The sequence below is a fragment of the Streptomyces anulatus genome (assembly GCF_014650675.1).
Classification (GTDB): domain Bacteria; phylum Actinomycetota; class Actinomycetes; order Streptomycetales; family Streptomycetaceae; genus Streptomyces; species Streptomyces anulatus.
In genome coordinates this window covers 113718-139535 of sequence record NZ_BMVK01000005.1, presented here as the reverse complement: position 1 = coordinate 139535, position 25818 = coordinate 113718, and the positions used below count along the sequence as shown (strand labels likewise).

At 71.5% G+C, this 25818-nt stretch carries 14 protein-coding genes; 5 read left to right on the top strand and 9 right to left on the bottom strand.

Annotated elements, in window-relative coordinates; genetic code table 11:
- Positions 1-232: 232 nt before the first annotated feature.
- From IE272_RS14785 to IE272_RS14745, 9 genes are all read right to left on the bottom strand, one after another.
- Positions 233-6646, bottom strand: coding sequence for a non-ribosomal peptide synthetase (locus IE272_RS14785; protein WP_190007045.1), 6414 nt, complete (start codon positions 6644-6646; stop codon positions 233-235).
- A gap of 121 nt (positions 6647-6767) precedes the next feature.
- Entirely contained in the window at positions 6768-8081 is a 1314-nt protein-coding gene (locus tag IE272_RS14780) for an MFS transporter (protein ID WP_079044289.1), read from the bottom strand.
- Between the two features lie 33 nt (positions 8082-8114).
- A complete protein-coding gene (locus IE272_RS14775; RefSeq protein ID WP_047179313.1) occupies positions 8115-8333 on the bottom strand; it encodes an MbtH family protein in 219 nt (72 codons plus the stop codon).
- The gene (locus IE272_RS14770) at positions 8330-9565 is read right to left on the bottom strand and encodes an aminotransferase class V-fold PLP-dependent enzyme (RefSeq protein ID WP_190007044.1); all 1236 of its coding nucleotides are present in this window, start codon (positions 9563-9565) and stop codon (positions 8330-8332) included. Before IE272_RS14770 ends, IE272_RS14775 begins: the two co-directional genes overlap by 4 nt.
- On the bottom strand, positions 9565-10848 hold the full coding sequence (locus IE272_RS14765; RefSeq protein WP_050357086.1) for a phenylacetate--CoA ligase family protein: 1284 nt from the start codon (positions 10846-10848) through the stop codon (positions 9565-9567). Before IE272_RS14765 ends, IE272_RS14770 begins: the two co-directional genes overlap by 1 nt.
- Positions 10845-11852: a TauD/TfdA family dioxygenase gene (locus IE272_RS14760; protein ID WP_050357085.1), complete on the bottom strand. Its 1008-nt coding sequence runs from the start codon at positions 11850-11852 to the stop codon at positions 10845-10847. The genes IE272_RS14765 and IE272_RS14760 overlap by 4 nt, the downstream gene beginning before the upstream one ends.
- Positions 11849-14968: a non-ribosomal peptide synthetase gene (locus IE272_RS14755; protein WP_229897315.1), complete on the bottom strand. Its 3120-nt coding sequence runs from the start codon at positions 14966-14968 to the stop codon at positions 11849-11851. The genes IE272_RS14760 and IE272_RS14755 overlap by 4 nt, the downstream gene beginning before the upstream one ends.
- A complete protein-coding gene (locus IE272_RS14750; protein WP_050357083.1) occupies positions 14968-15558 on the bottom strand; it encodes a DUF6817 domain-containing protein in 591 nt (196 codons plus the stop codon). The genes IE272_RS14755 and IE272_RS14750 overlap by 1 nt, the downstream gene beginning before the upstream one ends.
- Before the next feature lie 99 nt (positions 15559-15657).
- Positions 15658-17064 (bottom strand): condensation domain-containing protein, encoded by a 1407-nt coding sequence (locus tag IE272_RS14745; RefSeq protein ID WP_098891294.1) that lies wholly within the window; start codon positions 17062-17064, stop codon positions 15658-15660.
- A 1557-nt stretch (positions 17065-18621) separates the two neighbouring features.
- On the opposite strand from IE272_RS14745, the gene IE272_RS14740 reads away from it, so the two are divergent.
- From IE272_RS14740 to IE272_RS14720, 5 genes are all read left to right on the top strand, one after another.
- Complete coding sequence (locus IE272_RS14740) at positions 18622-21072, top strand: sensor histidine kinase (RefSeq protein WP_190007042.1); 2451 nt, start codon at positions 18622-18624, stop codon at positions 21070-21072.
- Positions 21069-21473 (top strand): roadblock/LC7 domain-containing protein, encoded by a 405-nt coding sequence (locus IE272_RS14735; RefSeq protein WP_056698572.1) that lies wholly within the window; start codon positions 21069-21071, stop codon positions 21471-21473. Before IE272_RS14740 ends, IE272_RS14735 begins: the two co-directional genes overlap by 4 nt.
- A gap of 132 nt (positions 21474-21605) precedes the next feature.
- The gene (locus IE272_RS14730) at positions 21606-22811 is read left to right on the top strand and encodes an ABC transporter substrate-binding protein (RefSeq protein WP_056698575.1); all 1206 of its coding nucleotides are present in this window, start codon (positions 21606-21608) and stop codon (positions 22809-22811) included.
- A 1-nt stretch (position 22812) separates the two neighbouring features.
- Complete coding sequence (locus IE272_RS14725; protein ID WP_190007041.1) at positions 22813-24957, top strand: branched-chain amino acid ABC transporter permease; 2145 nt, start codon at positions 22813-22815, stop codon at positions 24955-24957.
- On the top strand, positions 24954-25811 hold the full coding sequence (locus IE272_RS14720; RefSeq protein WP_190007040.1) for an ABC transporter ATP-binding protein: 858 nt from the start codon (positions 24954-24956) through the stop codon (positions 25809-25811). The genes IE272_RS14725 and IE272_RS14720 overlap by 4 nt, the downstream gene beginning before the upstream one ends.
- Positions 25812-25818: the final 7 nt, after the last annotated feature.

The window sequence follows — 25818 nt, the reverse complement described above, 5'->3', positions numbered from 1 at the left end:
CTGCGTCCGAACGCGACTCACCGGGACTTTACTTACCGGCAGGTCAGTGACTCCGAAAGGCTAGGGCGCGACGCGGCGCCCTGTCAAGGAACTGACTTGCCGACCGGTAAGTAAAGGAGGACGGATCGCCGCCCGGGAACTCCCTTTTCCCGCAGGCCGGTTGCAGGTCCGAAGGTCGGAGCGCGGAAGAAGCGCGGGAGGGGGCGTCCGGCTCCCCTCCCGCGCTCCCCCGTCAGCCCTGGGGCCGCCGCCTGCGCAGAGCGGGGCGGGCGGGGACCGCGTCCTGCAACCGCTCCGCCAGACCGGCCACGGTCGGCGCCTCGAAGATCATCTGGATGGACGCCTCCACCTTCAGCAGCGTGCGCACCTTGTTGAGCAGGCGGGTCGCGAGCAGCGAGTGCCCGCCGAGCTCGAAGAAGCTGTCGTGGATGCCCACTTCGGGCAGACCCAGGACATCGGCGAAGGCCTTGCAGAGGACCGTCTCGCGCTCGTCGCGCGGGGCGGTCCGGGACACCGCGCCGTCGTACGTGGGGACCGGCAGGGCCCGCCGGTCCAGCTTGCCGTTGAAGGTCAGCGGCAGCGTGTCCAGGCCGACGAACGCCGCCGGGACCATGTAGTCCGGCAGCGCGGCCGACAGATGACGCCGCAACTCGGCGGCCGGAGGCAGGGTTCCCTGGGGCAGCGGGGCCAGGTAGGCGGCCAGCCGTCGGTCGCCGGGCCGGTCCTCACGGAGGACGACGGCCGCGCTGCCCACCCGGGGGTGGCGGTTCAGGACGGACTCGATCTCACCGAGCTCGATCCGGAACCCGCGCAGCTTGACCTGGTCGTCGGCACGGCCGAGGAAGTCCAGCGTGCCGTCCGGCAGCCAACGCACGAGATCGCCGGAGCGGTACATGCGGGACCCCGCCGGGCCGAAGGGGTCGGCGACGAAGCGCTCGGCGGTCATGTCGGGCCGGTTGAGGTATCCGCGGGCCAGACACGAGCCGGCCAGGTACAGCTCGCCGGACACCCCGGGCGGCACCGGACGGAGCCCGTCGTCCAGGACGTACACCCTGGTGTTCAGGATGGGCGAGCCGATGGGCGCGGCCGCCTTGGCGGGCCAGTCCTCGACCCGGTCCGGGAGCGTGTACCCCGTCACGATGTGGGTCTCGGACGGGCCGTAGTGGTTGTGCAGACGGACGCGGGGGTAGCGGCTGTGGAACCTCCGCACGGTGTCGGTCAGTCGGAGCGCCTCCCCCGCCTGCATGATGTGGCCGAGGGAGTCGAGGGCGAGGCCCTGCTCCATCGCCGCTTCGCAGACCGCTCCGACCACCAGGTCCGGTGCGAGGAACTCGTGCACGTCGTGCCGGTCCAGCCAGCGGGCGAGGGCCGAGGGGTCGAGGCGCGTCTCGTCGTCCGGGACGCACGCGGTCTTGCCGTTGAACAGCACGGACAGCATCTCGTGCTCCGAGATGTCGAAGCTGATGGCGCTGAACTGCGCCACCCGGGCCCCCGGACGTACGGGAATCACGGTGGGGTTCCACGCGAGCAGGTTGCGCAGGGCGAGGGCCGTCTGCACCACGCCCTTGGGGCGGCCGGTCGAGCCCGAGGTGTAGATCACGTAGGAGCTCGTGTCCGGCAGCAGCGGGCCGGTGCGGTCACGGTCGTCGGGATCGGTGGCCGCCTCGCGGGACAGCGTCCGGACGGTGTCCGGGGCGTCCAGCGACAGGGTGTCGACGCCGTCGGGAAGCGGGCCCACGGACGCGCGGGTGATGATCAGCGCCGGCGCGGCGTCGGACAGGATGTAGCGGATCCGCTCGGCCGGGTAGGCGGGGTCGATCGGCAGATACGCCGCACCGGCCTTCAGGACGGCCATGAACGTGACGATCAGATCCGCCGACCGGGGCAGCAGCACCGCGACGTACCGGTCCGGGCCGATGCCGCGCCCGATCATGTGGCGGGCGAGCCGGTTGGCCCGGATGTTCAACTCCCGGTAGGTCACCGTGACATCGCCGTCCAGCACCGCGACGGCCTCCGGGGTCCGCGCGACCTGCCGCTCGAACGCCTCGGGCAGCCGGTCACCGGGCGGCGGCGCCGCCGTGCCGTTCCACTCGGTGAGCACCCGGTGGCGCTCCCCCGGGGTGAACAGGTCGGCATCGGCGACCCGGCGGTCCGGCTGTGCCACGACGGCCTTGAGCAGGACCAGCAGCCGGTCGGCGAGGGACCTGACGGTCCGCGCGTCGAAGACGTCGGTGGCGAACTCCACGACCCCGTCGATACCGTCGGCGGCCCCGTCGGCGGAGGCCTCGGTGAAGCTGAACAGCAGGTCGAACTTGGAGGTGCCGGTCGTGCCCTCCTCGACCGCCACCGTCAGACCGGGGAGGGTGAAGGCGTCGTACTCGTCGATGGTCTGCATGACGAGCATGACCTGGAACAAGGGGCTGCGGGACAGCGAACGGGCGGGGTTGACCGCTTCGACGACCTGCTCGAAGGGGACGGACTGGTGGGCGAAGGCCGCCAGGTCGGCGGCGCGCACCCGGGCGAGCAGCTCCTCGAAGGTGGGGGCGCCGGAGAGGTCGGTGCGCAGCACCAGGGTGTTGGCGAAGAAGCCCACCAGGTCGTGCAGCGCCTCGTCCTGCCGCCCGGCCACCGGGGTGCCCAGCGGTATGTCCCCGCCGCCGCCCAGTCGGCCCAGGAGGGCCGAGAGCGCCGCCTGGAGGACCATGAAGACGGTGGTTCCGGTGCGGCGTGCGAGGAGGACGACCGCGGCGTGGGTCTCGGCGTCGACCGTCAGGGGGACCGTGTCTCCCCGGTAGGAGGCCACCGCCGGACGGGGCCGGTCGTAGGGCAGGTCGAGCTCCTCCGGAAGGTCCGCGAGCTCCCGGGTCCAGAAGGCGAGCCCCTCCGCCGCGCCGTCCTGCGCGGGACGGTTCTCCTCGCGCTGCCACAGGGCGTAGTCCGCGTACTGCACCGGCAGTTCGGGCCACGCCGGCGCCGTGCCGCCGCACCTCGCCCCGTACGCCGCCGCCAGGTCCTGCGCCAGCGGCCCGGTGGACCAGCCGTCGGTGGTGATGTGGTGCATCACCAGCAGCAGCACGTGTTCCCCGGGCGACACCCGGAACAGCTCGGTGCGCAGGGGAAGGTCGCGGGTCAGGTCGAAGGGCCGCAGCGACGCGGCGCGCAGGGCGGCGTCGAGTTCCTGGCCGGCGGCCTCGGTGACGACGAACGGGGGGTGCGCCGGATCCCCCTCCAGCACCAGCTGGTGGGGCGTGCCCTCGTGCTCGGGGAACACGGTCCGCAGGCTCTCGTGCCGCGTCACCACGTCCCTCAGGGCCGATCGCAGCGCCGCCACGTCGAGCGGTCCGGAGAGCCGCATCACCATGGGGATGTTGTAGGTCGCCGCCTGATCCTCCAGTCGCGACAGGAACCAGAGGCGCTGCTGGGCGAAGGAGAGCGGCACGTGTGCCGGGCGCGTTCGCGGCGTCAGCCGCCCGCCGGTCGGCCGAGGCGCCGACCGCTCCAGCCACCCGGCCAGTCCGGCCGGGGTGGGCGACTCGAACAGCGCCCGCAGGGGCACGTCCGCCCCCAGCTCCGCCCGCAGCCGGTTGACCAGCCGGGTCGCCAGCAGCGAGTGGCCGCCCAGGGCGAAGAAGTCGTCGTCCGCCGTGACCGAGGGAAGGCCCAGGACGTCGGCGAACGCCGCGCACAGGGCGGCCTCCCGGGCGGTGGCCGGCCCCCGGCCGGTTCCCGCCGTGTAGTGCGGGGCCGGCAGCGCGGCCCGGTCCAGCTTGCCGTTCAGTGTCAGCGGCAGCTCCGGGAGCACCACCACCGCGGCGGGCACCATGTATCCGGGAAGCCGTTCGGCGGCGAACGCGCGCACCTCGGCGGCGAGCGCGGCCTCGTCGGGGGTCCGGCCGGAGTCCGTGGCGGGCACGGCGTAGGCGACCAGTCGGCTGTCCCCCGGCGCGTCCTCGCGGAGCACCACCGCCGCCTGGCGCAGGCCCGGGTGCCCGGCCACCACCGCGGACACCTCGCCCGGCTCGATCCGGAATCCCCGGATCTTCACCTGATCGTCCGTCCGGCCGACGAATTCCAGGTTCCCGTCCGCCCGCCACCTGACCCGGTCCCCGGTCCGGTACATCCGCTCACCGGGCTCGCCGAACGGGCAGGCCACGAAGCGCTCCGCGGTCAGCCCGGGCTTTCCCAGGTACCCCCGTGCCAACCCCGCGCCGGCCACGTACAGTTCACCGACCACCCCGACCGGCACCGGGCCGAGGGAGCCGTCGAGCACATAGGCGCGGGTGTTGGCGATCGGGGCGCCGATCGGTACGGTGCCCGATCGCGGACCGGGGCGGCAGCGCCACGAGGTGGCGTCCACCGTCGTCTCGGTGGGGCCGTACGTGTTGAACATGACCCGCCCCGGCGACCAGCGTTCCACCACCTCGGGCGGGCACGCCTCTCCCCCCACCTCCAGGACGACGTCGGTCCCGATGGCTCCGTCCGGCATCGTCGCCAGCGCCGCCGGAGGCAGCGTCGCGTGCGTCACCCGCTGGTCGGTCAGGAACGCGGCGAGCTCGGCGCCGAGCCTCCGGTCCTGGTCCACGATCACCAGGGCCGCTCCCGACAGCAGGGCCAGCGTCCACTCCGAGCAGAAGTTGTCGAAGCCCACCGACGCGAACTGCGCCACCCGGTGGCCCGGTTCCACGCCGAACCGGGCGTGGCTGGCCGACAGGTTGGCGAACCCCCCGTGGGAGACGACGACGCCCTTGGGGCGGCCGGTGGAGCCGGAGGTGTAGATGATGTAGGCCGCCTGCTGCCGTCGGGGTGGCGGCGGCCGGTCCCCGGCCCGTGCGTCCCGCGCCTCCGGCGGCTCGGGCCCGTCCAGCACCAGCAGCGGTACCTCGCAGCCCTCGGGCACCGCCGGAGCGCAGAGTGACGTGGTCAGCAGGCAGACGGGCCGGGCGTCGTCGAGCGTGTGGACGATCCGCTCCACGGGGTACTGCGGGTCGACGGGCAGATAGGCGCCGCCGGCCTTGAGCACCGCCAGGATCGCCACGATCAGTTCGGGGGTGCGCTCCATGAACACCGCGACCACCGACTCCGGACCCACGCCCTGCTCCGCCGCCAGCCTGCGGGCCAGCCGGTCGGCCCGCGCGTCGAGCTCGCCGTACGTCAGTTCGGCGCCGCCGCCGACGAGGGCGACGGCCTCCGGGGTCCGGGCCGCCCGCGCCTCGAACAGCTCCGGGACCGTGGCCCCGGACACCGGGAGCGCGGTGTCGTTCCACTCCTCCAGCACACGGCGCCGCTCGGCCGCGTCGACCAGGTCCAGTTCACCGATCCGGGACCGCGGGTTCCCGGCCATCTCCTGGAGGACCCTCCGCAGCCCGACCGCGAGCCGCCCGGCGGTCTCCCGGTCGAACAGGTCCGCCGTCGCGGTGAGGCTCCCGCGCAGTCCTGCGGGCGCGCCCCCTTCGTCGGTCTCCTCCTCCAGGACCACTTCCAGGTCGTACGCCGTCGCCGCTTCGCCGGCCGCCGCCGGGCTCACCCGGACCCCGGGCAGCTCCAGCAGCCGGGCCGCGGAGGCGGCGGCACCGCCCAGGGTGAGCGCGATCTGGAACAGGGGATGGACGGCCGGGTGGGGGCCGGGGGCCAGCTCCGCGACCAGGTGCTCGAACGGTACGTCCCCGTGGCGCGCCGCGCCCAGCTCCACCTCGCGCAGCCGGTCCAGCAGCCGCGTCGTGGTCGGGTCGTCGGACAGGTCGATCCGCGTCACGCGGAGGTCCCCGCCGCACCCGGCGGCCCGGTCCGCCGCCTCACCGGCACACCCCGGCTCCGCCGAACCGACCGGGATGTCGCTGCCGGCGCCCAGCCGGTACAGCAGGGCCGCGAGTCCTGCCCGCAGGACCGCTCCCAGCGGGACGCCGTGGGCCTCGGCCAGCGACGCCAGACTTCGGTGCAGCGCGGCGGGCACCGCCACATCGGCCCGGTTCCCGCGGTGCGAGGCCACGGCCGGACGCAGCCGGTCGGCGGGCAGCTTCAGCTCCTCCGGCACCCCGTCCAACACGCCTTTCCAATACGCGAGTCGACGAGCGGGATCACGGTCCGGGCCGTCCGCAGGACCGCCCACCGGACCGGAGCGGCCGACGAGCTCGGACGGCAGGTCGGACCGCTCGTCCAGGAGCGGCGCGCGCCCCTCCCGGCGAGCCGTGTACGCCGCCGACAGGCCCCGTACCAGCGTCGCGGCGAACCGGTCGTCCGCCGCGACGCGGTGGACGACCAGCGTCAGCACCTGCTCGCCCGGCCCGGTGGCGGCGAGCCAGGCCCGTACGGGGATCTCCGACCGGAGGTCGAAGACGTACGCCCGCGCCGGCTCGGCCCGGTGCAGTTCGAAGGGGATCCCGTCGGCCGGGAGAATCCGACGGACCCGTGTCCCGTCCTCGGTGGGAAACACCGTGCGCAGTGCCTCGAACCGCTCGACGACGTCCCCCAGCGCCGCCGTGAGCGCCTCCCGGTCCACCTCACCGTGGAGCGTCCACGCCAGCGTCAGACAGTTCTCCGCGCCCGGCCCCTGCGCCCCCGGGCGGTCGAGGAGCCGCTGCTGTGCGAAGGACGGCGGAAGGCGTTCCGGAACGGACTGGTCCACTGTGCCTGGCCGTGCGCTGAACATGTCTGCTCCCATGGGTCACACTCACGAATTCCATTACCGGGCCGGCACGACGCGACGCCCCGCCCGGGACCTCTTCCGCAGTGGGCGGCCGGGGGCGGGGCGTCGCGTGTGTGCCCGGGACTCAGGGCTGCTGGAGGCGGTGCGCGATGTCCGCCTCGGCCTCGGGCGTGAAGACACGCACCAGAGGCACGAAGACGACCAGTGATCCGATCGCGAAGACGGCCAGCGCCGCCGGCGTCGAGAACCACTCCGCCAGCAGACCGGACAGGCCGGCGCCCACCGGGATCGCGCCGAAGGCGAACAGCCGGAACACCGCGCCGAACCGGCCCATCATCTGCATCGGGACGAGGGTCTGCATGACGGTACGCACGTTGATCGTCCACAGGGTGCCGCCCATGCCGCCGAGGAAGGCGGCCGCGCCGACGACCCACACCTGGGTCGTCAGCGCCGGGGCGACGACGAGCACAGAGGTCAGGACGACGGTGCAGACCATCGCCCAACGGCGGCCGAACAGCCGGTTGAACGGGCCGACGACGACCGTGCCGAGAATGCCGCCCACGCCGAGCGCGCCGACCAGCAGACCGTAGTCCGCCGCGCTCAGGCCCATGGGACCGGTCGCGTACAGCGGCATGACGGCGTACCAGGCTCCCCAGCAGGAGCCCAGCACCGCCACCGCGAGAGCGAGCACCCGCAGCAGTCGTTGCTGCCACAGGAACCGCAGACCCTCGCTGATCTGCGCGTGAACGGGCGGTGTCACCTCGTCCGGCGCGACCGCCACCCGGAACCGGCCGACCAGGAACACCAGGATCACCGCGGTCAGCGTGTATCCGACGAACGTCGCGCCGAGGGCGAACGACGCGCCGACGCCGACCAGCAGCCCCCCGATGAACGGGCCGGCGAACTCCTGGCACACGGTCTCCGCGCCCGCCACCCAGGAGTTCACCCGCTCCCGGCCGGACGCCGCGACGACGTCCGGCACGAGCGCCGCGGCCGATGTCATGGCGAGCACCTCGGCGACGCCGAGAACGGCGCCGCACACGTAGATGGCCGGCAGACTCAGCGCGTCGGAGGCCGCCAGAGCGACCAGGACGCCCACGACGACGATCTGGATGCCGTTGGCCGCCCACACCAGCTTGCGCCGGTCGTAGCGGTCCACCAGGACCCCCACGTGCAACGCGGTGAGCAGCCACGGCAGGGACAGCGTGAGCATGACGCCCGAGATGAGAGCCGGAGAGCTGGTCAGCGTGGTGGCCACCAGCGGAAGGGCGATCTTCATGACCCCGTCCGCGAGGTTGGACAGGGCCGTGAACCCGACCAGGACCGCGGTGTTGCGCCCGCTCGTCTCGCGCGCGACCGCCGCTCCCGCCGTGTCGGCCGGAAGGTCCTGTTGCGACGGCACCGTCGGCTCCTCCGCTCTCTTCGGGCTATTGGTCATCAGTACTCCGTTCGGGAAAGGTCACACCCGCCGTCAGCGGCTGTGGTCGGCCATGTGTTCGCGGAGGCTCCTGGGCCGCAGATCGCTCCAGTGAGCCTCGACGTACTCCAGGGCCGCCTTCCGCTCACCGGGACCGAAGACGGACCGCCAGCCGGCGGGCACGTCGGCGAAGGCCGGCCACAGCGCGTGCTGTTCCTCGTCGTTGACCAGCACGTGGAACGCGCCGTCGCCCTCGAAGGGGTTGGCGGTCATGTTCGCCCGGCTCCCGTCCGCGCCGCCGGCGCCATCCAGCTCAGCAGTTCGTCCAACGCCCCGTAGAAGCCCTCGATCTCCGAGACATCGTTGTACACGTACGCCGACACGCGCAGGACTTCGCCGCCGGCCAACTCCGTGACCAGGGGCTGCGCGCACATGTGACCGCTGCGCACCATGTAGCCGTGGGAGTCGCTCAGCAGACGGGCGACCTCCCCCGCGGGAACACCGTCCGCCAGCCGCAGGGTCGCCAGCGGGATACGGTCCTTCACGTCCGGAGGGCCGATCAGGCTCACACCGGGACGGTCGATCGCGCCGCCGACCAGGGCCGCGCAGAGGTCCTGGCCGTGCTGGTGCTGAGCGCCGGCGTCCAGCCCTTCGAGGTACCGGATCGCCGCCGCGCAGCCGATGACCGAGGCGATGGCCGGAGTTCCCGACTCGAACTTGAACGGGGTCCGCCGGTCGACGCTGCCGTCGAGGTCGACCCAGTCGACCATGCCGCCGCCGACGTTCTGGGGGCGCAGCTTCGCGAGGAGTTCGCTGCGGCCGAAGAGGCAGCCGACGCCGGTGGGCCCGAGCATCTTGTGCATCGAGAACGCCATGAAGTCGACGTCCAGCTTGTGCACGTTGACGCGTTCGTGCGGCAGGGACTGCGCGGCGTCGAGGACGATGACCGCGTCGCAGGCGGCGCGGACCTCCTCGATGAGCTCCTCCACCGGGTGGATGACCCCGGTGACGTTGGAGCAGTGCGTGAGCGCCACCACCTGGGGACGGCCGCGCAGCAGCTCCCTGAAGTGGTCGCGGTCCAGGCGGCCGTAGCCGTCCACCCTGGTGAGATCGAGCCGGCCGGCCCTCCGCCAGGGCAGGATCTGGGAGTGGTGCGCGTCCATGCAGCCGACGATGTAGGCGTCCGGAGGCAGCTCCAGGCCGCCGGCGACCAGGTTGATGGCCTCGCTGGTGTTGCGGAGCAGGACCACCTCGTTCGCGGCCGCGCCGATGTGCCGGGCGAGCACCGTGCGGGACGCCTCGTAGGCGTCGGAAGCCTCTTCGGAGAGCCGGTGCTTTCCGCGGTGGATGTTGGCGCCGTTGGTCTCGTAGTACTCGGTGACGGCGTCGATCACGGAGCGCGGCTTCAGGGTCGTCGCCCCGTTGTCCAGGTAGGAGATCGTCTGGCCGTCGATCTTTCGCCGCAGGGCCGGAAAGTCGTCACGACAGGAACTCTGAACGGTCATCACACGCCCTCTGCGGAGATGTGGGAGAGACATGGCTGGAACTTGCCGCTGCGTTCGCTGGAGATGTAGTCCACGGCCTCCACGTGGACGCGGTTCGGCGTCAGGGTCTCGACCAGGCGGGCTTCGAGGGCCGTGACGTCGTCGGGCCGGGCCTTGGCGTTGGGGATGTACCGGAAGGAGCACGCACCCGTGCTGTCCTGCTCCAGCTTGTAGAGGTCCATCCAGGGCGCCGGGCCGACCGCGACGTCCACGGCGGCGGGCGTGACGATCCGGCCGTCCGACAACCGCACCATGTGCGTCGCCCGGCCCTCGACCCGCACGACCGGCAGTTCGCTGCCGCAGGCACAGGGGCTCCCCAGCGGGGTGAAGTGGTCACCGGTGGCGTACCGGACGCGCGGGATGAGCCCGTCGTCGATCGTGGTGACGTACAGCTCGCCCGTACGGCCGTCCTCGACGGGCTTCCCGTCCTGGACGAACTCCACGTAGAAGTCACGGTTGTTGATGTGCCGCTGCCCGAGGTGGCACTCGAACCCCAGGTAGCCCAGCTCGGACATGCCGATCATGTCGCCGATCGGCGTGTCCAGCCCCATGAACTCCTCGATCTGACGCCGCGCCACCCGCGTCATGAGGGTGTATCCGCACACCGTGTGCAGCCGTCGCGGAGAGGTGATCTTCCGGTCGAGGCGCCGCGCCCACCTGGTCAGGAAGGCGAAGTGCGTCGGGTCCACCACCAGCAGGTCGGGCTGGTAGCTCTCGATCTCGTCGAGGGCCTTGACGATCTGCCACTCCGGTGTCGCCAGGAGGTCGTGGGCGACGGTCAGCACCAGCGTGCCGTCCGGGAGGATCCGGTCCTCCATGGAGGAGAAGCCCGTCGCGCACTCCACGTCCGAACAGTTCGGCGGCGCGAACCGGCAGATCCGGGGCCGGCTGCCCGGCTGCCAGAGCTCGTCGAAGCGGCGGTTGACGCCGAGTCCGGTCGCCTGCCGCCTGGCCAGGTCGTAGGACATGATGGCGCTGTTCAGCCGGTCGCCGGACGTGCCGGAGCTCTGGAAGCGCATGACGTTGGGCGAGTTGAGGTGGTAGCCCTGCGCCAGGACGCCGGCGGGGTAGTTCCGCCGGTAGTGCACCTTCGAGGTCGGGGCGATCCGCTGGAAGTCCGCCGCGTCACGGATGTCCTCCGGCCGGAGGCCGAGTTCCTCCATGTGACGGCGGAAGAAGACGGTGTTGTCGTAGGCGTAGGCGATCTCCTCGCGGACAGCCTCGAACGTGGCCGCGTCGCTCATGCCATGGCCACCATCACCGAGCGGGGCCCGGAGTAGGGCCTTCTCCCGTGCGCGAACTGCTCGTTGTCGACGATCACGACGTCGCCCGCCTCCCAGGGGAACGCGATCTCCTCCGCGGCGTAGGCGGCCCGGACGTTCGCCAGGTCCGCGGCGTCCAGCGGGCTGCCGTCGCCGTACAGGGCGTTGCGCGGCAGCTCGTCCTCGGAGAAGCTCTCGCGCAGTTCGCGCTCGACGCTCGCGGGAAGCGAGCTGACGTGGAACAGGTGCGCCTGGTTGAACCAGACCTTCCGGCCGGACGCCCGCGACTCCACGGTCGCCTGCACCACGTGCCGGGTGCGCAGCCGCTCTCCGCCCAGCCACTCCGCCTGGATGCCGTTCTTCTCGCAGAAGGCCGAGACCTCGTCCCGGTCCTCCGTCTGGAACGCCTCCTGCCAGCTGAGGTCGAGCCCGAGGCCGAAGTTGCGTACGTACATCACGCCGTCCCGCTCGAAGCGCTCACGCGTCGCGTCGGGCATCCTGTCGTGGATGCGGGCGCTGTCCGCCAGCGGCGTCTCCCCGCCCTCGGTCGCCGGGACCATGCAGGCGAGGAAGAGGGTGTCCGGCCACGAGGCGGTGTAGGACATCTCGTTGTGCAGCGGAATGGTCTGGTCGGACGGGTACTCCGTCGAGGTGAAGACCTTGTCCTCGACCCGGGTCCGCGGGGTGGACCGGTTGTCGTAGTCGCGCAGTTCGCCGGCGAAGGCGGTGGCGAGCTCGCCGAGCCCCGTGGCGTCGAGCGGGCTGAAGCCGCGCAGCAGCACCGCCCCGTGCTCGACGCGCAGTTTCGCCAGGGTCTTCCCCGAACTGGCCAGCCACTCGCGCGCGTCCAGCCCGGGGACGGCCGGCGTGCACGAGACCGCCCGCGTCCCCTCCAGCAGCGGGGCCACCCTGACGAGCTCCTCCCCGCTGACCGAGATGGACTTCCGTGCGCGTCCGAAACGCTTCGTACCTGCCTCTGGGCTCAACGCTCTTCTCCCGTCTTCTTGGCGAGCAACTCATCGATGAATTCGGAGAGTTCCGACACGACGGGGCGTTCGAAGAGGTTGCGCAGCTTCACGCTCACCTTGAACTCGTCGCGCAGCCGGGCGATCAGCTGGGTCGCCAGCAGCGAGTGCCCGCCGACCTCGAAGAAGTCCGCGTCGGCCCCGACGTCGTTCAGCAGCAGGAGCTGCGCCACGATGTCGGCGACCTTCTTCTCGGTCGGGGTCCGGGGCTCGACACTCGACGTCGAGCCCGCGCTGTAGGTGCCGGGCGCGGGCAGCATCGACGCGTTGATCTTGCCGGTGCTGGTCATCGGGAAGGCGTCCAGGGCCACGAACTGCGTGGGAATCATGAACTCCGGAAGGCTCTCCGCCAGGAACTCCCTGATCCACTCGGCGGATCCGCGGCTGCCCTCGGCGTCGGTCAGATAGCCGACGAGGTGCATGGCCGTGCTCTCGCCGGTCACCACGACCAGGCTGCCCGTCACCCGCGGGTGACGGCGCATGACCGCCTCCACCTCGCCCATCTCGACCCGGAATCCGCGTATCTTGATCTGCCGGTCGACGCGTCCGAGGAACTCGAAGCCCAGGTCGGGCAGCATCCGCACCTTGTCGCCGGAGCGGTACATCCGGGCCCCGGGGACCGTGCTGAACGGGTCCTCGACGAATCGTTCCTTCTGGTCGGCCGTCCCGTCGAGATACCCCTGGGACACCGAGGACCCGCCGATCCAGAGCTCGCCCGGGACGCCGGGAGGCAGCGGCCTGCCCTGCGGGTCCAGGACATAGGCGCGCGCGTGCCGCATCGGCCTGCCCAGCGGCACGGTGGAGGCCAGGTCGGCCAGCTCGCCGGAGGTGACCTCGCCGCAGAGCACGCCGACGGTGGTCTCGCTCGGACCGTAGTGGTTGTACAGCTTGCAGTCGCCGAGGAAGGCCCGGAACAGGTTGTACGTACCCCATCCCAGCGGCTCGCCGCCCATCACCAGAGCCGTGCGCGGCATCAGCCGCTCCGGCGCCTCGGCCACCGTGAAGACGGCCTCCAGGTGCGTCGGGGTGATCTTGACGAGGTCGTAGGTCTCCTCGGTCAGCAGTTCCGCGAGCGCCTGCGCGTCCGCGGAGACGCCGGGAGCGACGACACGGAGCGTTCCGCCGGTCATGAGAGGCGGGAAGAGCGCGGTGTTGCCCAGGTCGGTGCCCAGGGAGCTCAGGGCGACCGAGTCGATCGCGCCGGTGAGCCCCAGCCGGTCCATGACGCCGTCCAGGTAGGCGGCGAGCTGTCCGTGGCCGACGAGCACCCCCTTGGGCAGGCCGGTGGAGCCCGAGGTGAACAGCACGTAGGCGGGCGACTCGTCCGTCGTCGCGACATCGGGGCGCTCGTCACCGCGCTGCTTGCAGACCGTCAGCTCCGGGTCGACGAGGACGATGTCGCAGCCCGCGGGAACGTCCGACGCCGTCCCGTCCGTGGCGACCACGTGCCGGAAGCCCACGGCGGTCGCGATGGCGGCGCGGCGCTTGGGCGGCAGGTTTGGGTCCACCGGTACGTAACCGGCGCCGGCCTTGGCGATGGCGAGCATTGCCACGAGGGCCACGTCGGACCGCTCCAGGCAGAGGCCGACCAGGTTCCCGGGGGCTACGCCGCGTGCGATCAGCTCGTTGGCCAGGCGGTTGGCGGCCCGGTCGAGCGCACGGTAGCTCCAGGTGCCCGTGTCGGTCCTGAGCGCCGTGGCGTCGGGGGTGCGTTCCGCGGCCTGTTCGACCTGTCGGTGCCAGTGTGCCGGGGCGCTGTCCCGGGTCCGCGTGACATGGGTGGCCTCGATGAGCGCGCGGGACGCGTCCGCGTCGAGCATGGCCGGCGCGGACAGGGCGACCGACCGGTCGCCGCCCAGGGCTTCCAGGGTGGCCCGCAGACAGGCCGCCAGCGCCTCGGCGCCGCCCTCGGCCATGCCGTCGGCCTGGTGGCGCAGCGTGAGGCGGATCTCCTCCCCCGTGCCCCGCACCTCCAGAGCGACCTTGTGGGCGTCGTCGGACGGCTGGATCCGCAGGTCCGAGAAGGCCGGCGCGCCCGGCCGGACGAGGCTCGCCACGTCGCTGAAGGTGAAGCCCGGCAGGCTCGCGGCGAACTGCCGCGGCGCCTCCGCGGAGCCTTCCTCCGGCTGTTCGAACGCACTGACCTGCCGGCCCACCGAGCTCAGCAGCTCCTGCAGGGTCGTCGCCTCGGCGACGTCGGCGAAGACCGGTACGGGGCTCTCGAAACGCCCGATGGACGTGGCCAGTTCACTGAACGTACGGCGCGGGAGCGTCGTGTCGACCGCGAGGCTGTCCGGTCGGCCGGTGGCGTGCCAGAGGGCCCCGAGCCAGCCGGCCAGCAGGACGCCGCGCAGGCCGGAGTCGCACGAGTCACCGAGGTCGCGCAGCTTCCGGGCCAGGCCCGCCGGGACCGTCCACTCCAGGTCCTCGCGGCCGGCGCCCGCCGAGCGGAGTTCCAGCGGGAGGTGGAGGGGAGGCAGCGCGGCCAGGCGTGCCTGCCGTTCGGCCGCGCGCTCCTTGTCCGCCCCGGTCGGTACCGCCTCTTCGAACTGCCACTGGGCGTAGTCGGCGTACTGGGCGATGTCGTCGCGGGTCCAGTGCTCGCCCTTCAGCCGGGCGGCGCAGGCCTGTTGCAGATCCCGGAGGAAGACCTCGACGGAGGCGACGTCCATGCTCATGCGCGGCGCGGAGACAATCAGCGAAACACCCTGATCGGTGTCGGTCCGGCCGAAGAGCACGAGGTCGAGCGCGCTCTCCTCGGAGCTGACCTGCTGTGCCTCGCGGACGGCCGTGGCCAGGGCGGCGGAGTCACCGGAGCGCTCCGATACGCGGATGCGCGGTTCGTCCTCGATGACCATCAGCAGCGCGCTGTGCTCGCCGAGGATCTTGCGGTAGTCGGTGCGCAGGATCTCGTGTGCCGACGCCACGTCGTGGGCCGCGCTCTCGAGCACCGCGCGTTCGATCGGCTCCGCGAGGCGCACCTCGGCCACGGTCCGGCCGGCCAGTCCGGCCGCGTCGGGGCCGAGGACGTGCTCCTGCTGCCTGGACAGCCGGAAGCCCTCCCAGGATTCCGTCATCAGCTCTGTACCGGATCGATCCACAGTTCTTCTCCCGTAATCTTGTTCCACGTGTTGATTGCGTCGGGGCCGAGGTATTCGGCTGCCACCTTCCAGAACCCCGCGAATTCCGTCGGCATGTCGAGCACGGTGTGGCCGACCTGCGTCGGCATGTGCGCCAGGACGTCGCCCAGCTTCATGCGGAGGATGTCCAGGAACTGCTCCCGGTCCAGGGGAATGTCCTCACCGGTCCGCCGGTCCTTGAGCTCCGGCACCCCGTTCGGACGCATCACCTTGCGGAAGCTCTTTCCGAGGGACGCGTAGCTCATGACCGAGAAGGTGAAGATCACCTGCTCGACGTCGGGGCCGACGACCGCCCGGACCTCGGCGCGCCTGCTGTCCGGGATCAACTCCACGTCGTCGTTGTGCAGCCCCTCCGTTCCGTAGGCGCCGTGGAAGAGGCCGGCCATGCAGATGTTCTCGGCCGCCTTCATGTCCTGGAGGATTTCGCAGGCACGGAACATGTGATCCACCAGAGTCACGTCCTGGTGTGCGACCTTGTGCATTCCCAACCGCACCAGGTCGTCTCTGTACGTTTCGACGTCGATCATTCACGACTCCTTTCTCGGTCCCTCTGTGCTGAGCTGCGGTGCTGCTGTGCCGCTCGCGGTGAGTTCATCGCTGACGGCGTTGCGCTTCGCTCGATCCGTTCATGGCGCGTTCTGCCTCTCGGGGGCGGAGTCCGCTGTCGTCCGGGATCGCACCGGCCTCCTTCGCACCGCCGTGAACGCACGACGGGAGTTCATGGCGGACAGGGGCAGCTCCGGTTGGGCCGCGGCCGTTCGCAGGAGCAGGACGAATCTCTCCACGAGGCTCTGCATCGTGGATCGTTCGAAGAGGTCGGTGCTGTAGAGGAGTTCTCCGGCCACGCCCAGGCAGTCGCCTTCCGGGGACTTCGCCTCGGTCAGGCCCAGCCACATGTCGAAGCGCACGACGGGGAAGTCGACGGGGTACTCCGTGCACTCCACCCCCGGCAGCCGAAGCGTGTCGCCCTTCTCGGCCACCATGAGCACGACCTGGAAGAGGGCCTGCCGGGACAGCGAACGTTGCGGGTTGAGTTCTTCCACCACGCGGTCGAACGGCACGTCCTGGTGGCTGATGGCGCCCAGCGCCATGTCCCGGACCCGGTGCAGCAGTTCCTCGAAGGTCGGATCACCGGAGGTGTCGACGCGCATCACCAGGGTGTTGACGAAGAATCCGACCAGGTCGTCCAGCGCCTCGTCGGAGCGGTCGACGGTGGGCGTGGCGATCGGGATGTCGTGCCCCGCTCCCAGGCGCGTCAGCAGGGTCGCGAAGGCGGCATGGAACACCATGAACAGGCTGGTTCCGGTTCGCCGGGCCAGGGCGGTCAGGCCTTGATGCAGTTCCACGTCCAGGGAGAACGGCACCAGTGCGCCGTGCCGCGAACTGACGGCCGGACGCGGCTTGTCGTACGGCAGGGCGATCTGTTCGGGAATTCCTTCGAGCGCCTCCCGCCAGTACCCCAGCTGCCGGCTGATCAGGCTCTGCGGGTCGGAGACCTCGCCGAGCACCTCGCGCTGCCACTCCGCGTAGTCGGTGTACTGCACCGGGAGGGGTTCCCACCCGGGCTCCCGCCCCTCGACGCGGGCGCGGTACGCCGTCGACAGGTCCCGGAACAGCGGGTCGAGCGACCATCCGTCGGTCGCGATGTGGTGCATCACGAGCAGCAGCACCTGGTCCTGCGGCCCCAGCTCGAAGAGGGTCGCCCGGACGGGGAGTTCCCCGGCCAGATCGAAGCCCCGCGTCGCCTCGGCCGCCAGGCTCTCCGCCGGGTCGCCGACCGCCGCCACCACCTGCAGCGGAACCTCGACCTCGTCGGGCTCCAGGACGCGCTGCCAGGGAACCCCGCCCTCGTCGACGAACAGCGTACGAAGGGTTTCCTGGCGCAGCACCGTGTCCCGCAGGGCCGCGACCAGCGCCGTTCGGTCGACGGGTCCCCGTAAGCGAACCGCCACCGGGACGTTCCACGTCCCGCTCGCGTCCTCGAGCTGGTTGAGGAACCATAACCGCTGCTGCGTCAGAGATAACTGGATCAAGTCGGGCTCTCCTCCGGAAGCAGCTCAAGAAGACGGCTGCGCATGGGCCATGGGCCGGTCGGCCATGGTCGGCCGGTTCGGTGACGTATCGTCAGACGCCCCTCTCGGGGCATGACAGGGGTGCCTGGATCGCACGAGGGCACGACGGCATCGCGTCGCGCGGCCCGCACAGGGGTGATGGATCCGCCCCCGTTCGGGGCGGGCGCGATGGACCGTCCGACTGGAGTCGGCCGGGTCATGACAGGTCGGAAAGCCGCGTCCCGGGTCCGGGCATCGCCGGCTCAGGACGTCATCGGATCAGAACTTTCGAATCAGGTGCTTCCTCGGCCCGGGCTCCTCTGGAGCCTCTCGGGCCACGATCACCCTGCCCGCTGCGGCACCCCGCACGACGTGGGCGGGCGGCACGACAGCCTCAAGGGCACAGGGCGGACCGGCGCAGCTTCCGCTGCGACGTCCCGGCCGCGCGGGACGGGACCACTCGGGATCAGCACGGAACCGACGCGAGCCAACAGACCGGCGCGTCCGGGCGGACCGGCGGCCGGTCCCGGCGGGACGCCGCCCATGCCGCACGAGACCTTGCCGTCTCGTGCTCTTCACCTCCGGCACTTTCGGCCGGACCCCCTACCCCGTAACGACTCCACGACTGATCGAATAATTCGGCAATGTAAACACCAGCGGATATGGAGCAACCCCGCATCGCTTTCCCCCGTTCAATGCCTGGCGACTGCAACAGTCTCATGGGCGCCCGTCGGATGACGCAAGCAAATTAGGTAAAAGGATTGCCAGTAAATAGCCCGACACGACGTCGGCGGCACCCCAAACCCCATCCGACCTGGGAAAACATGGCGCAGCCAATGCTACCCACAGCTTCACTCACTTCACTCTGTCAGCAAGAGTCGGCGCGTTGTGTCCCATATTTGCCCCACTATGGGTCCATCTATGTCCATGCGACCAAAATAAGGCTCCTCACATCGGGCAGAATGACTCCCATAGGGTCGAGAAGGGAGGTCGAGCGCGAAAGAACCCACACTTGTTCAATTTTCATTCACCGTGCAGAAAATTCGACTTCGCGCAGGGGAAGAAGGGTTCCGTCGGCGGGATACCGCCCGCGAGGTCCTTATACGGCCCCGGAGCGACGCACGGCGAAGGGCGCAGCGGCGCTGTCGTTGTCGGCGATCCGGCCGGCCGGGTCTCCCGGCCCGGGCGCCCTCGACGGGCCCCGGAATGCACGCCTCCAGCGCGGGTGCCGGGGCGCGGGAGGCGAACGGGGCAGGCCGCCGGTCCTCACACAGTCAAGAACCGTTGGTTTGTGCTCACTTGTGAGCGAAGACGGAGCATCTCTGTGCGGTCGGTGCGCAGATTTTTCGAGGATTCACCCATCCGGAAGCGCGGACTACGGCATAGGATCATGCCGCGCGTCCCTGGGGCCCCTTCTGCCCCACCAGCATCGTTCCCCCACCAGCACGCCCTCACCGACGCCCCCCACCATCCGTTAACAGGTACAGGTATCTGCGTGTCACCGATAGTCAAGCCCGGTTCCGGCGACGGAGCCGCGCAGTGAAAATCAATCGTCGCCTCGTACTCCTCGTCACCGCGCCGCTCACTGTGGCCGTCGCCTTCTCGGTCCTGGCCCTCGCACCCGCGACCAACCAGGCACTCCAGGCCGACCGGCTCACCTCGATGGTCGAAGCCGCTGACGGAGCAAGCGAGTTGGCCAACCGGTTACAGCGTGAACGGGCAGCGGCCACCGCCCTGATCTCCGAACAGGGAGACGCGGAAGCATTCCGGTTACGTACGAACGCCACCGACAAGAGCATCGCCGGATTCCGCAGCCGGACCAAGGGACTCTCCTCGGTACCCGGCAGCGCACAGGGCGCTCTGGACCGCATCGAGCGCTTCGTCGAGGAGATGCCCGGCCTGCGCGCCCAGGTCCGCTCGGGAAGCAGCACCGTCTCCGCCCTCGCCTTCGGCTACCGGATCGTGATCGCCGACCTCAACAGCTACCGCGACGGCATCGCGCAGGCCGACGGCGTGGACGCCGACATCGCGGACCGGATCCGTGCCGCCGCCGCCCTGTCCGAGGCCGCCGAGCGCACGGCCCAGCAGCAGGTCACCGTCATGAGGGCGCAGGCGGCGGGTGGCTTCACCACCGCCTCCCAGCGGACCTTCGACGCCGGCCGGATGGGCTACACCGAGTCGACCGGCGTCATGTTCGACCTCGGGCCGGGCGAATGGCGGACCTGGCTGGAGCGCACCCTCTCCGGAGCGAAGGCGCTGGAGGCCAGACGGCTCGAGGACGAGATCGGGCGGACGGGCACCGGCAAGGACCTCACGGTCGCCCCGGAGGAATGGCAGAAGGCCGCCAACGACCGCCAGGAGCTGCTGCGTTCGGTCGAGAAGCGGGTCGACGCCGCCGTCCTCGCCCAGGTCTCCGACGCACGCACCACCCTCATCTGGACGGCCGCCGCGGAAGTCGCGCTGGTGGTACTGACCCTGGTCGGCGTCGTCGTCGTCGCGATCCGTCTGGGCCGCGTCATGATCCGGCGGCTGCGCGATCTGCGCAACGCCGCGCACGAGGTCGCCCACTCCGGCCTGCCCGCCGTGATGAACGAGCTGTCCCAGCCCGGCGCACTGCGCGGCGCGACGCCCGAGGAGGTGGCCCGGCGAACCGGCGACCCGGTCAGGACCACGGGCGAGGACGAGATCGGCGAGGTCGGAGAGGCGTTCAACGCCGTCCACCACGAGGCCGTCCGCCTGGCAGCCCAACAGGCACATGTCCACGAACAGTTGGCCGAGACGCTGGTCGGTGTCGCGCGCCGTGGAGCACGGTTGACCGCTGTCATGGTGTCCGAGCTGGACACGGTGCAGCGCGACGAGGCCGACCCCGTGCGGATGAAGACCCTCTTCGCTCTCGACCACCTCGCCATCCGCATGGAGCGCAACACCAACAACCTTCTGGTGCTGGGCGGTTACGGGAACGCCCGGGTTCGCTCGGCCGATGTGGGATGCTCCACCGTCATCGTGGCCGCCGCCCAGCAGATCGAACGGTTCGACCGCGTCTCCCTCGGCGCGATCGAGTCGGGGATCGGGGTCACCGCCCGCGCCGTGCACGACGTGGCGCACATCCTGGCGGAACTGCTCGACAACGCGACCCGGTACTCACCTCCGGACAAGCAGGTCGGGGTCGCCGTCTGGCGACTCTGGGACCGGGCCGTCGTGCAGATCGTCGACGAGGGCGTGGGCATCACGGCGGAACGCCGCGCGGTCCACAACGCCGCGCTGCTCGAACCGCAGGCCGGCATCGGCGACGTACGGTCCATGGGTCTGCATGTGGTGGCACGGCTCGCCGCACGCCACGGCATCGTCGTCGAACTGCGCGACTCCTCCGGACCCGGCACCATCGCCGAGGTCACGCTCCCCGCGAAGGTGCTGGCACTGGACCCGGAGGAAGCCCGGACGCCTCCGCCGGGCGCGGTCGGCAACGATGTCGGCTACGAGACGCCCCGGCCGATCACACCGCCGGGGCCGGGGGGCCACCGGCAGCGGCCGGCCGGAGCGAGCGCGCGGCCCGGCCACGACAGCGCCCCGATCGGGACGGGCGTCGGTCTCGTCGGAGCCGGCGCTCCCGTCGGCGGCGACCGGGAAGCCCCGCCCGGCCACGCGGGGCCCCGCGATGGCGGGCCGGGCGGCGGCACACCCGAGCAGGGGCCCGGCAGCACGCCCGCGCCGCATCCCGTGCACGACGAGCCGGTGTCACGTGTCGCCGGCGTCAGCTCCTCGGGGCTGCCCGTGCGGCAGCGCCGAGCGCCTCAGCAGTGGCCCGCCGCGGGCAAGCGGGAAGGCGCCGAACAGCGCCCGGGCACCGGCGCTCCGCGGCCGTCGCCCCGCCGCCGGGACTCCCGCCAGGTCTCCGACGTACTGGCGGCCTACGCCCAGGGGATCAACCGGAGCACGAACCACCGGGGGCGTTCCGCCCCGGACGACAACACCGAACGGACCGAGAAATGACCACCTCCTCCGACCTGAGCTGGATCCTGAGCGATTTCGCCGGGCGTCTCCCGGAAGTCACCCAGGCGATAGCCGTGTCCGTGGACGGACTCGCACTGGCCTACACCGGTGTGGAACGCGACGACGCCGAGCGGCTGGCCGCCATCGCATCCGGCGTCGTCAACCTGCTTTCCGCGGCAGCCCAGTTGACCAACACCGACCCCGTGGAGCACAGCCTCACCGCGATGGAGGGCGGCTACATGTTCTCGATGGCCGTCTCCAGCGGCGCCTCGCTCCTCGTCACCACCACCAGGGACGCGGACATCGGCGAGGTCAGCTACATGATGTCCGAACTGATCAACCAGGTAGGAGACTCGCTGTCCCCCCAGGTCCGCGATCCGGGCTTCCCGACCCGTCGCTGATCGCCCGTCGGGCCTCCTTCCGCCCCCGCACTGCTCGCCGGTCCGGACTCCCACGGGTGCGGCGGTCACCCGCCGCACCCGTCCCGACCGGCTCCCGATGCCCCCGCCCCCGACACTGTGATGAGAGCCCCCATGTTCTTCTCCGCCCTGACCCGTCCCCACCGCCGCAGATTCCGGCCGGCCGGCGCCGCCGCCCTCGCCCTCGGCCTGGCGGCCGTCACCGGTTGCAGCGGCGACAGCGGCGCCGACGACGACACCGTGAAGGTCGGCCTGGTGGCTTCCCTGTCCGGCACCTACGAGCCCGTCGGCACGGAACTGCGGGACGGCTTCAAGCTGTACCTGGAGACCCATGGCAACAAGCTGGGCGGCCGGAAGGTCGAACTCATCGTGGCGGACGAGGGCGACGGCCCGCCGACCGCCGTGCCGGCGGCCACCAAGCTGGTCAAGAAGGACAAGGTCGACGTGTTGACCGGCCTCGTCGGCGGCGGCTCGGTCAACGCGGTGCTCCCGTTGGTCCAGCAGGCCAGGATCCCCTTCCTGGGATCGAACGCCCGGCCCCCGGTCAAGGACATCGAGTACGTGTGGACGACGAGCTTCCTGTCCGACGAACCGGGCAGGGCCATCGCCCCGTACATCAAGGACAAGGTCGACGGACCGGTCTACGCGATCGGCCCCGACTACCAGGGCGGCTACGACGAACTGCGCGGCTTCACCGACGAGTTCAAGCGCGTCAAGGGGAAGCTCGCCAACCCGGACGGCAAGACCACCTGGACGCCGTTCCCGAAGACGACCAACTTCATGCCGTACTTCGCGGAGATCGCCAAGACGGACGCCAAGGCGGTGTACTGCTTCTACGCCGGCAAGGCCGCGATCGACTTCGCCAAGCAGTACGCCCAGTCGGACATCGCCGATCTGCCGCTGTACACGGCCTTCGTCACCGAGGGCAGCGTTCTCCAGGCCCAGGGCGCCGCGGCGAAGGACATCTACTCCGTCCTGAACTACGCGGCCGACCTCGACAACGAGGCGAACCGCACGTTCGCCGCCGACTGGACGGCGGAGCACGACACGCAGCCCACCACCTACGCGATGGCGTCGTACGACGCGGCCGCCGTACTGGACAAGGCCATCGCCGACGCGGCGAAGGACGGCGACGTGACGCCGCAGACCATCAACAAGGCCATCGCGGGCCTGGGGCAGATCGACAGTCCGCGCGGCGCCTGGGAGTTCGGCGACAAGGCCCACTCGCCGGTGCAGACGTGGTACCTGCGCCAGGTGCGGCCGGACGGCTCCCAGTTGGCCAACGTCATGGTCCAGGACCTGGCGACGCTCGGCAGCTGACATGGATCTCCTCGATGCCCACCTCATCCCGGCGGTGGACGGAGTGGCCTTCGGGCTGCTGCTGTTCGTGGTCGCCGCCGGCCTGAGCCTCGCCTTCGGCACGGCGGGTGTGCTGAATCTTTCGCACGGCACGCTGTACGCGATCGGCGCCTACACGGGGGCCGAGCTGAGCGACGGGACCTGGGGCGGTCTCGCCCTCGGCCTGGCCGCCGGAACCGCGGCGGCGTGCGTCGCCGGGGCGGGGCTGTCCGCCGCGACGGCCCCGCTCGCCCGGCGTGGGCATCTCGCGCAGGCACTGCTGACGTTCGGGCTCGCCCTGATCGGCGGTGACCTGCTCATCCAGCTTTTCGGGGCAGACGAACTCCCCGTGCGCGTCCCCGAGGCGCTCGACTCCTCCGTGATGCTGCTGGGGCACCGCTACCCCGCCTACCGGCTCTGCTTCATCGTGATGGCCGTGCTGCTCGCGGCGTTCGGGACCTGGGTGCTGACCCGGACCCGTATGGGCGCCGCGGTACGGGCCGCCGCCGACGATCCGCAGATGCTCGCGGCCACCGGTCGCAACCCCCGTGCGGTGCACACCGGCGTCCTCGCGGCGGCGGGTGCGCTGGCCGGGGCGGCGGGCGTGCTCGGGGCCCCGATCATCGGCCCCGGCCCCGGTACCTCCGAGAACGTGCTGATGCTGTCCCTCGTGGTGGTCGTGCTCGGCGGGCTGCGCTCCTTGTGGGCGACCTTCTTCGCGGCGGTCGCGGTGGGCGAGGTGCAGACGCTGGGCGTCTCGCTGGTGCCCGATCTGGCGCCGTACCTGCTCTTCGCCGCGATGGCGGCGGTGCTGGTGCTGCGCTCCCGCTTCGCGGAACCGGCGACGGCGCACGGCCCCGAGGGCCCCGCCCCGGACCCGGTCGCCCGCCTCCGGGGGCACCTGGCGGGCCGTCTGCGACGACGCCCGCGCGGGACGCCGGGGACGGCAGAGGCGGCGAAGGCGTCAGGGACGGCCGAGGCACCAGGGACAGCGGGGGCCTCGGGCGCGGACCGGGCGGCCGAGACGGCGGGGACGGACCGGGCCGGGGCAGCGCCCCGCGGGTACGGGAACCGCGTGCCGAAATGGATCGGCCGACTGCCGGGAGGGACCGCGTGGCGGCAGGCGGCCCCGCTGCTCGTCCTGCTCGTGGTGCTGATCTCCCTGCCGGCCCTGCTCGACGCGTACAGCATCTCGCTGGCGGGTTCCGCCCTGGCCCTGGGGCTGCTCGCCGTCAGTGTCACCATCCTGACCGGCTACGCCGGACTGCCCACCCTCGGGCAGACCGCGCCGTTCGCCGTGGGCGCGTACGCCACCGCGAACCTCGCGGACGCGGGGTGGACCGTGGGCCCCGTCCAGATCGTCCTCTCGGCGCTCGCCGCCGCCGTCTTCTCCGCAGTGGTGGGGCCCGCGGTGATCCGGGCCCGCGGCACCACCGTACTGATGATCACGCTCGCCATCGGGGAGCTGACCGGCGCGGTCGTCAACCAGCTCAAGTCCGTCACCGGCGGCGCCGACGGTCTCGTCGGCTTCCCGGCCACGCGGGCGCTGTGGGGCGGGGAGGGGATGCTGGAGGAGAGCGAGCTGTACAACTACGCGCTGGTCGTCGCCGTCGTCGCGGTCTCCGTCACCCTGCTCGTCCTGCGCTCCCCGGCGGGGAAGCTGCTGACCGGCACCCGGGGCGCCGAGGCGCGGATGCGCGCCTCCGGACACCCGGTGGGGCGCTACCTGCTGGTGGCCCACATCTGCGCGGGCGCCCTGGCCGGGGTGGGCGGTTCGCTGATGGTGACCGTCCAGCAGTACCTCTCCCCCGCCGACGTCGGGTTCGAGATCGCCGCGTTCGCCCTGCTGGCGGTGGTCATCGGCGGTACGACATCCGTGATCGGCGCCCTGCTGGGCGCCGGGCTCATCGTCGCCACCCGCGACTGGGTCGCCGGTTCCTGGCCCGGCCACGGGCCCCTGCTGCTCGGCGTGCTCTTCGTCGCCACCGTGTACGTGCTGCCGCGCGGCCTGGCGGGTCTGCGCGGCGGGAACGACGGCGGGAACGGACGATCGTCCGGGGCTCCCGCGCCCGAGGACCGGCCCCCGTCAGCGCCCGCCCCGAACCCCGCCGGGAAGGTCTCCCCATGACACCAGCACCGACCGCCGCCGCACCGGCGCCCCCCGTACTGGACCTCACCCGGCTCACCCGCCGGTACGGCACGCTCACCGCCGTCGACGACGTCGGCCTGCGGCTCCCGGCGGGCGCCCGGCACGCCGTCATCGGACCCAACGGCGCCGGCAAGACCACCCTGCTCAACCTCATCGCGGGCACGGACCGGCCCGACCACGGCACGATCGCCCTGGACGGCACCGACATCACCCGGACGCCCCCGGCCAGACGCAGCCGTCTCGGCATCGCCCGGAGCTTCCAACAGCCCTCGGTGATCGCGGAGTTGTCGGTGCTGGACAACATCGTCCTGGCCGGCTGGCCGCACCACCCGAAGCGCCGCGGCGCCTGGCGCAGCCCGTCCCGCTACCGGCTGCACACCGAGGCCGCGGGCCACCGTCTGGAGACCGTCGGCCTCGCGGACCTCGCCCACCGCCCGGCGGCCGCACTCTCGCACGGCCAGCGCCGCATGCTCGACCTCGCCGCCGCACTGGCGGGCGACCCCCGGCTGCTGCTCCTGGACGAGCCGGCGGCGGGACTGACCGACGACGACATCGGCCGGCTGCTCGGCATCCTCGGCGGTCTATCGTCGAGCGTCGCGGTCATCCTGGTCGAGCACCATGTCGAGGTGGTCGCCCAACTCGCCTCGACCGTGACGGTGTTGACCGCCGGGAAGGTGCTCGTCACCGGCCCGACCCAGGAGGTTCTGGCGCATCCCGAGGTCCGCGAGGCGTACCACGGCACCGGCTCGACGGCGGGCCGGGCAGCCGGGACCGCCGCACCCCACCAGGGGGCCGGGACCACCGACCCGTCCGCCGCACCAGCGAGAGGATGACCGACGC

What these genes read in the sequence shown, in the direction of transcription:
- IE272_RS14785 (WP_190007045.1), bottom strand. Translation starts at nt 6,646, where the DNA reads ATGTTCAGCGCACGGCCAGGCACAGTGGACCAGTCCGTTCCGGAACGC.
- IE272_RS14780 (WP_079044289.1), bottom strand. Translation starts at nt 8,081, where the DNA reads ATGACCAATAGCCCGAAGAGAGCGGAGGAGCCGACGGTGCCGTCGCAA.
- IE272_RS14775 (WP_047179313.1), bottom strand. Translation starts at nt 8,333, where the DNA reads ATGACCGCCAACCCCTTCGAGGGCGACGGCGCGTTCCACGTGCTGGTC.
- IE272_RS14770 (WP_190007044.1), bottom strand. Translation starts at nt 9,565, where the DNA reads ATGACCGTTCAGAGTTCCTGTCGTGACGACTTTCCGGCCCTGCGGCGA.
- IE272_RS14765 (WP_050357086.1), bottom strand. Translation starts at nt 10,848, where the DNA reads ATGAGCGACGCGGCCACGTTCGAGGCTGTCCGCGAGGAGATCGCCTAC.
- IE272_RS14755 (WP_229897315.1), bottom strand. Translation starts at nt 14,968, where the DNA reads ATGACGGAATCCTGGGAGGGCTTCCGGCTGTCCAGGCAGCAGGAGCAC.
- IE272_RS14750 (WP_050357083.1), bottom strand. Translation starts at nt 15,558, where the DNA reads ATGATCGACGTCGAAACGTACAGAGACGACCTGGTGCGGTTGGGAATG.
- IE272_RS14735 (WP_056698572.1), top strand. Translation starts at nt 21,069, where the DNA reads ATGACCACCTCCTCCGACCTGAGCTGGATCCTGAGCGATTTCGCCGGG.
- IE272_RS14730 (WP_056698575.1), top strand. Translation starts at nt 21,606, where the DNA reads ATGTTCTTCTCCGCCCTGACCCGTCCCCACCGCCGCAGATTCCGGCCG.
- IE272_RS14725 (WP_190007041.1), top strand. Translation starts at nt 22,813, where the DNA reads ATGGATCTCCTCGATGCCCACCTCATCCCGGCGGTGGACGGAGTGGCC.
- IE272_RS14720 (WP_190007040.1), top strand. Translation starts at nt 24,954, where the DNA reads ATGACACCAGCACCGACCGCCGCCGCACCGGCGCCCCCCGTACTGGAC.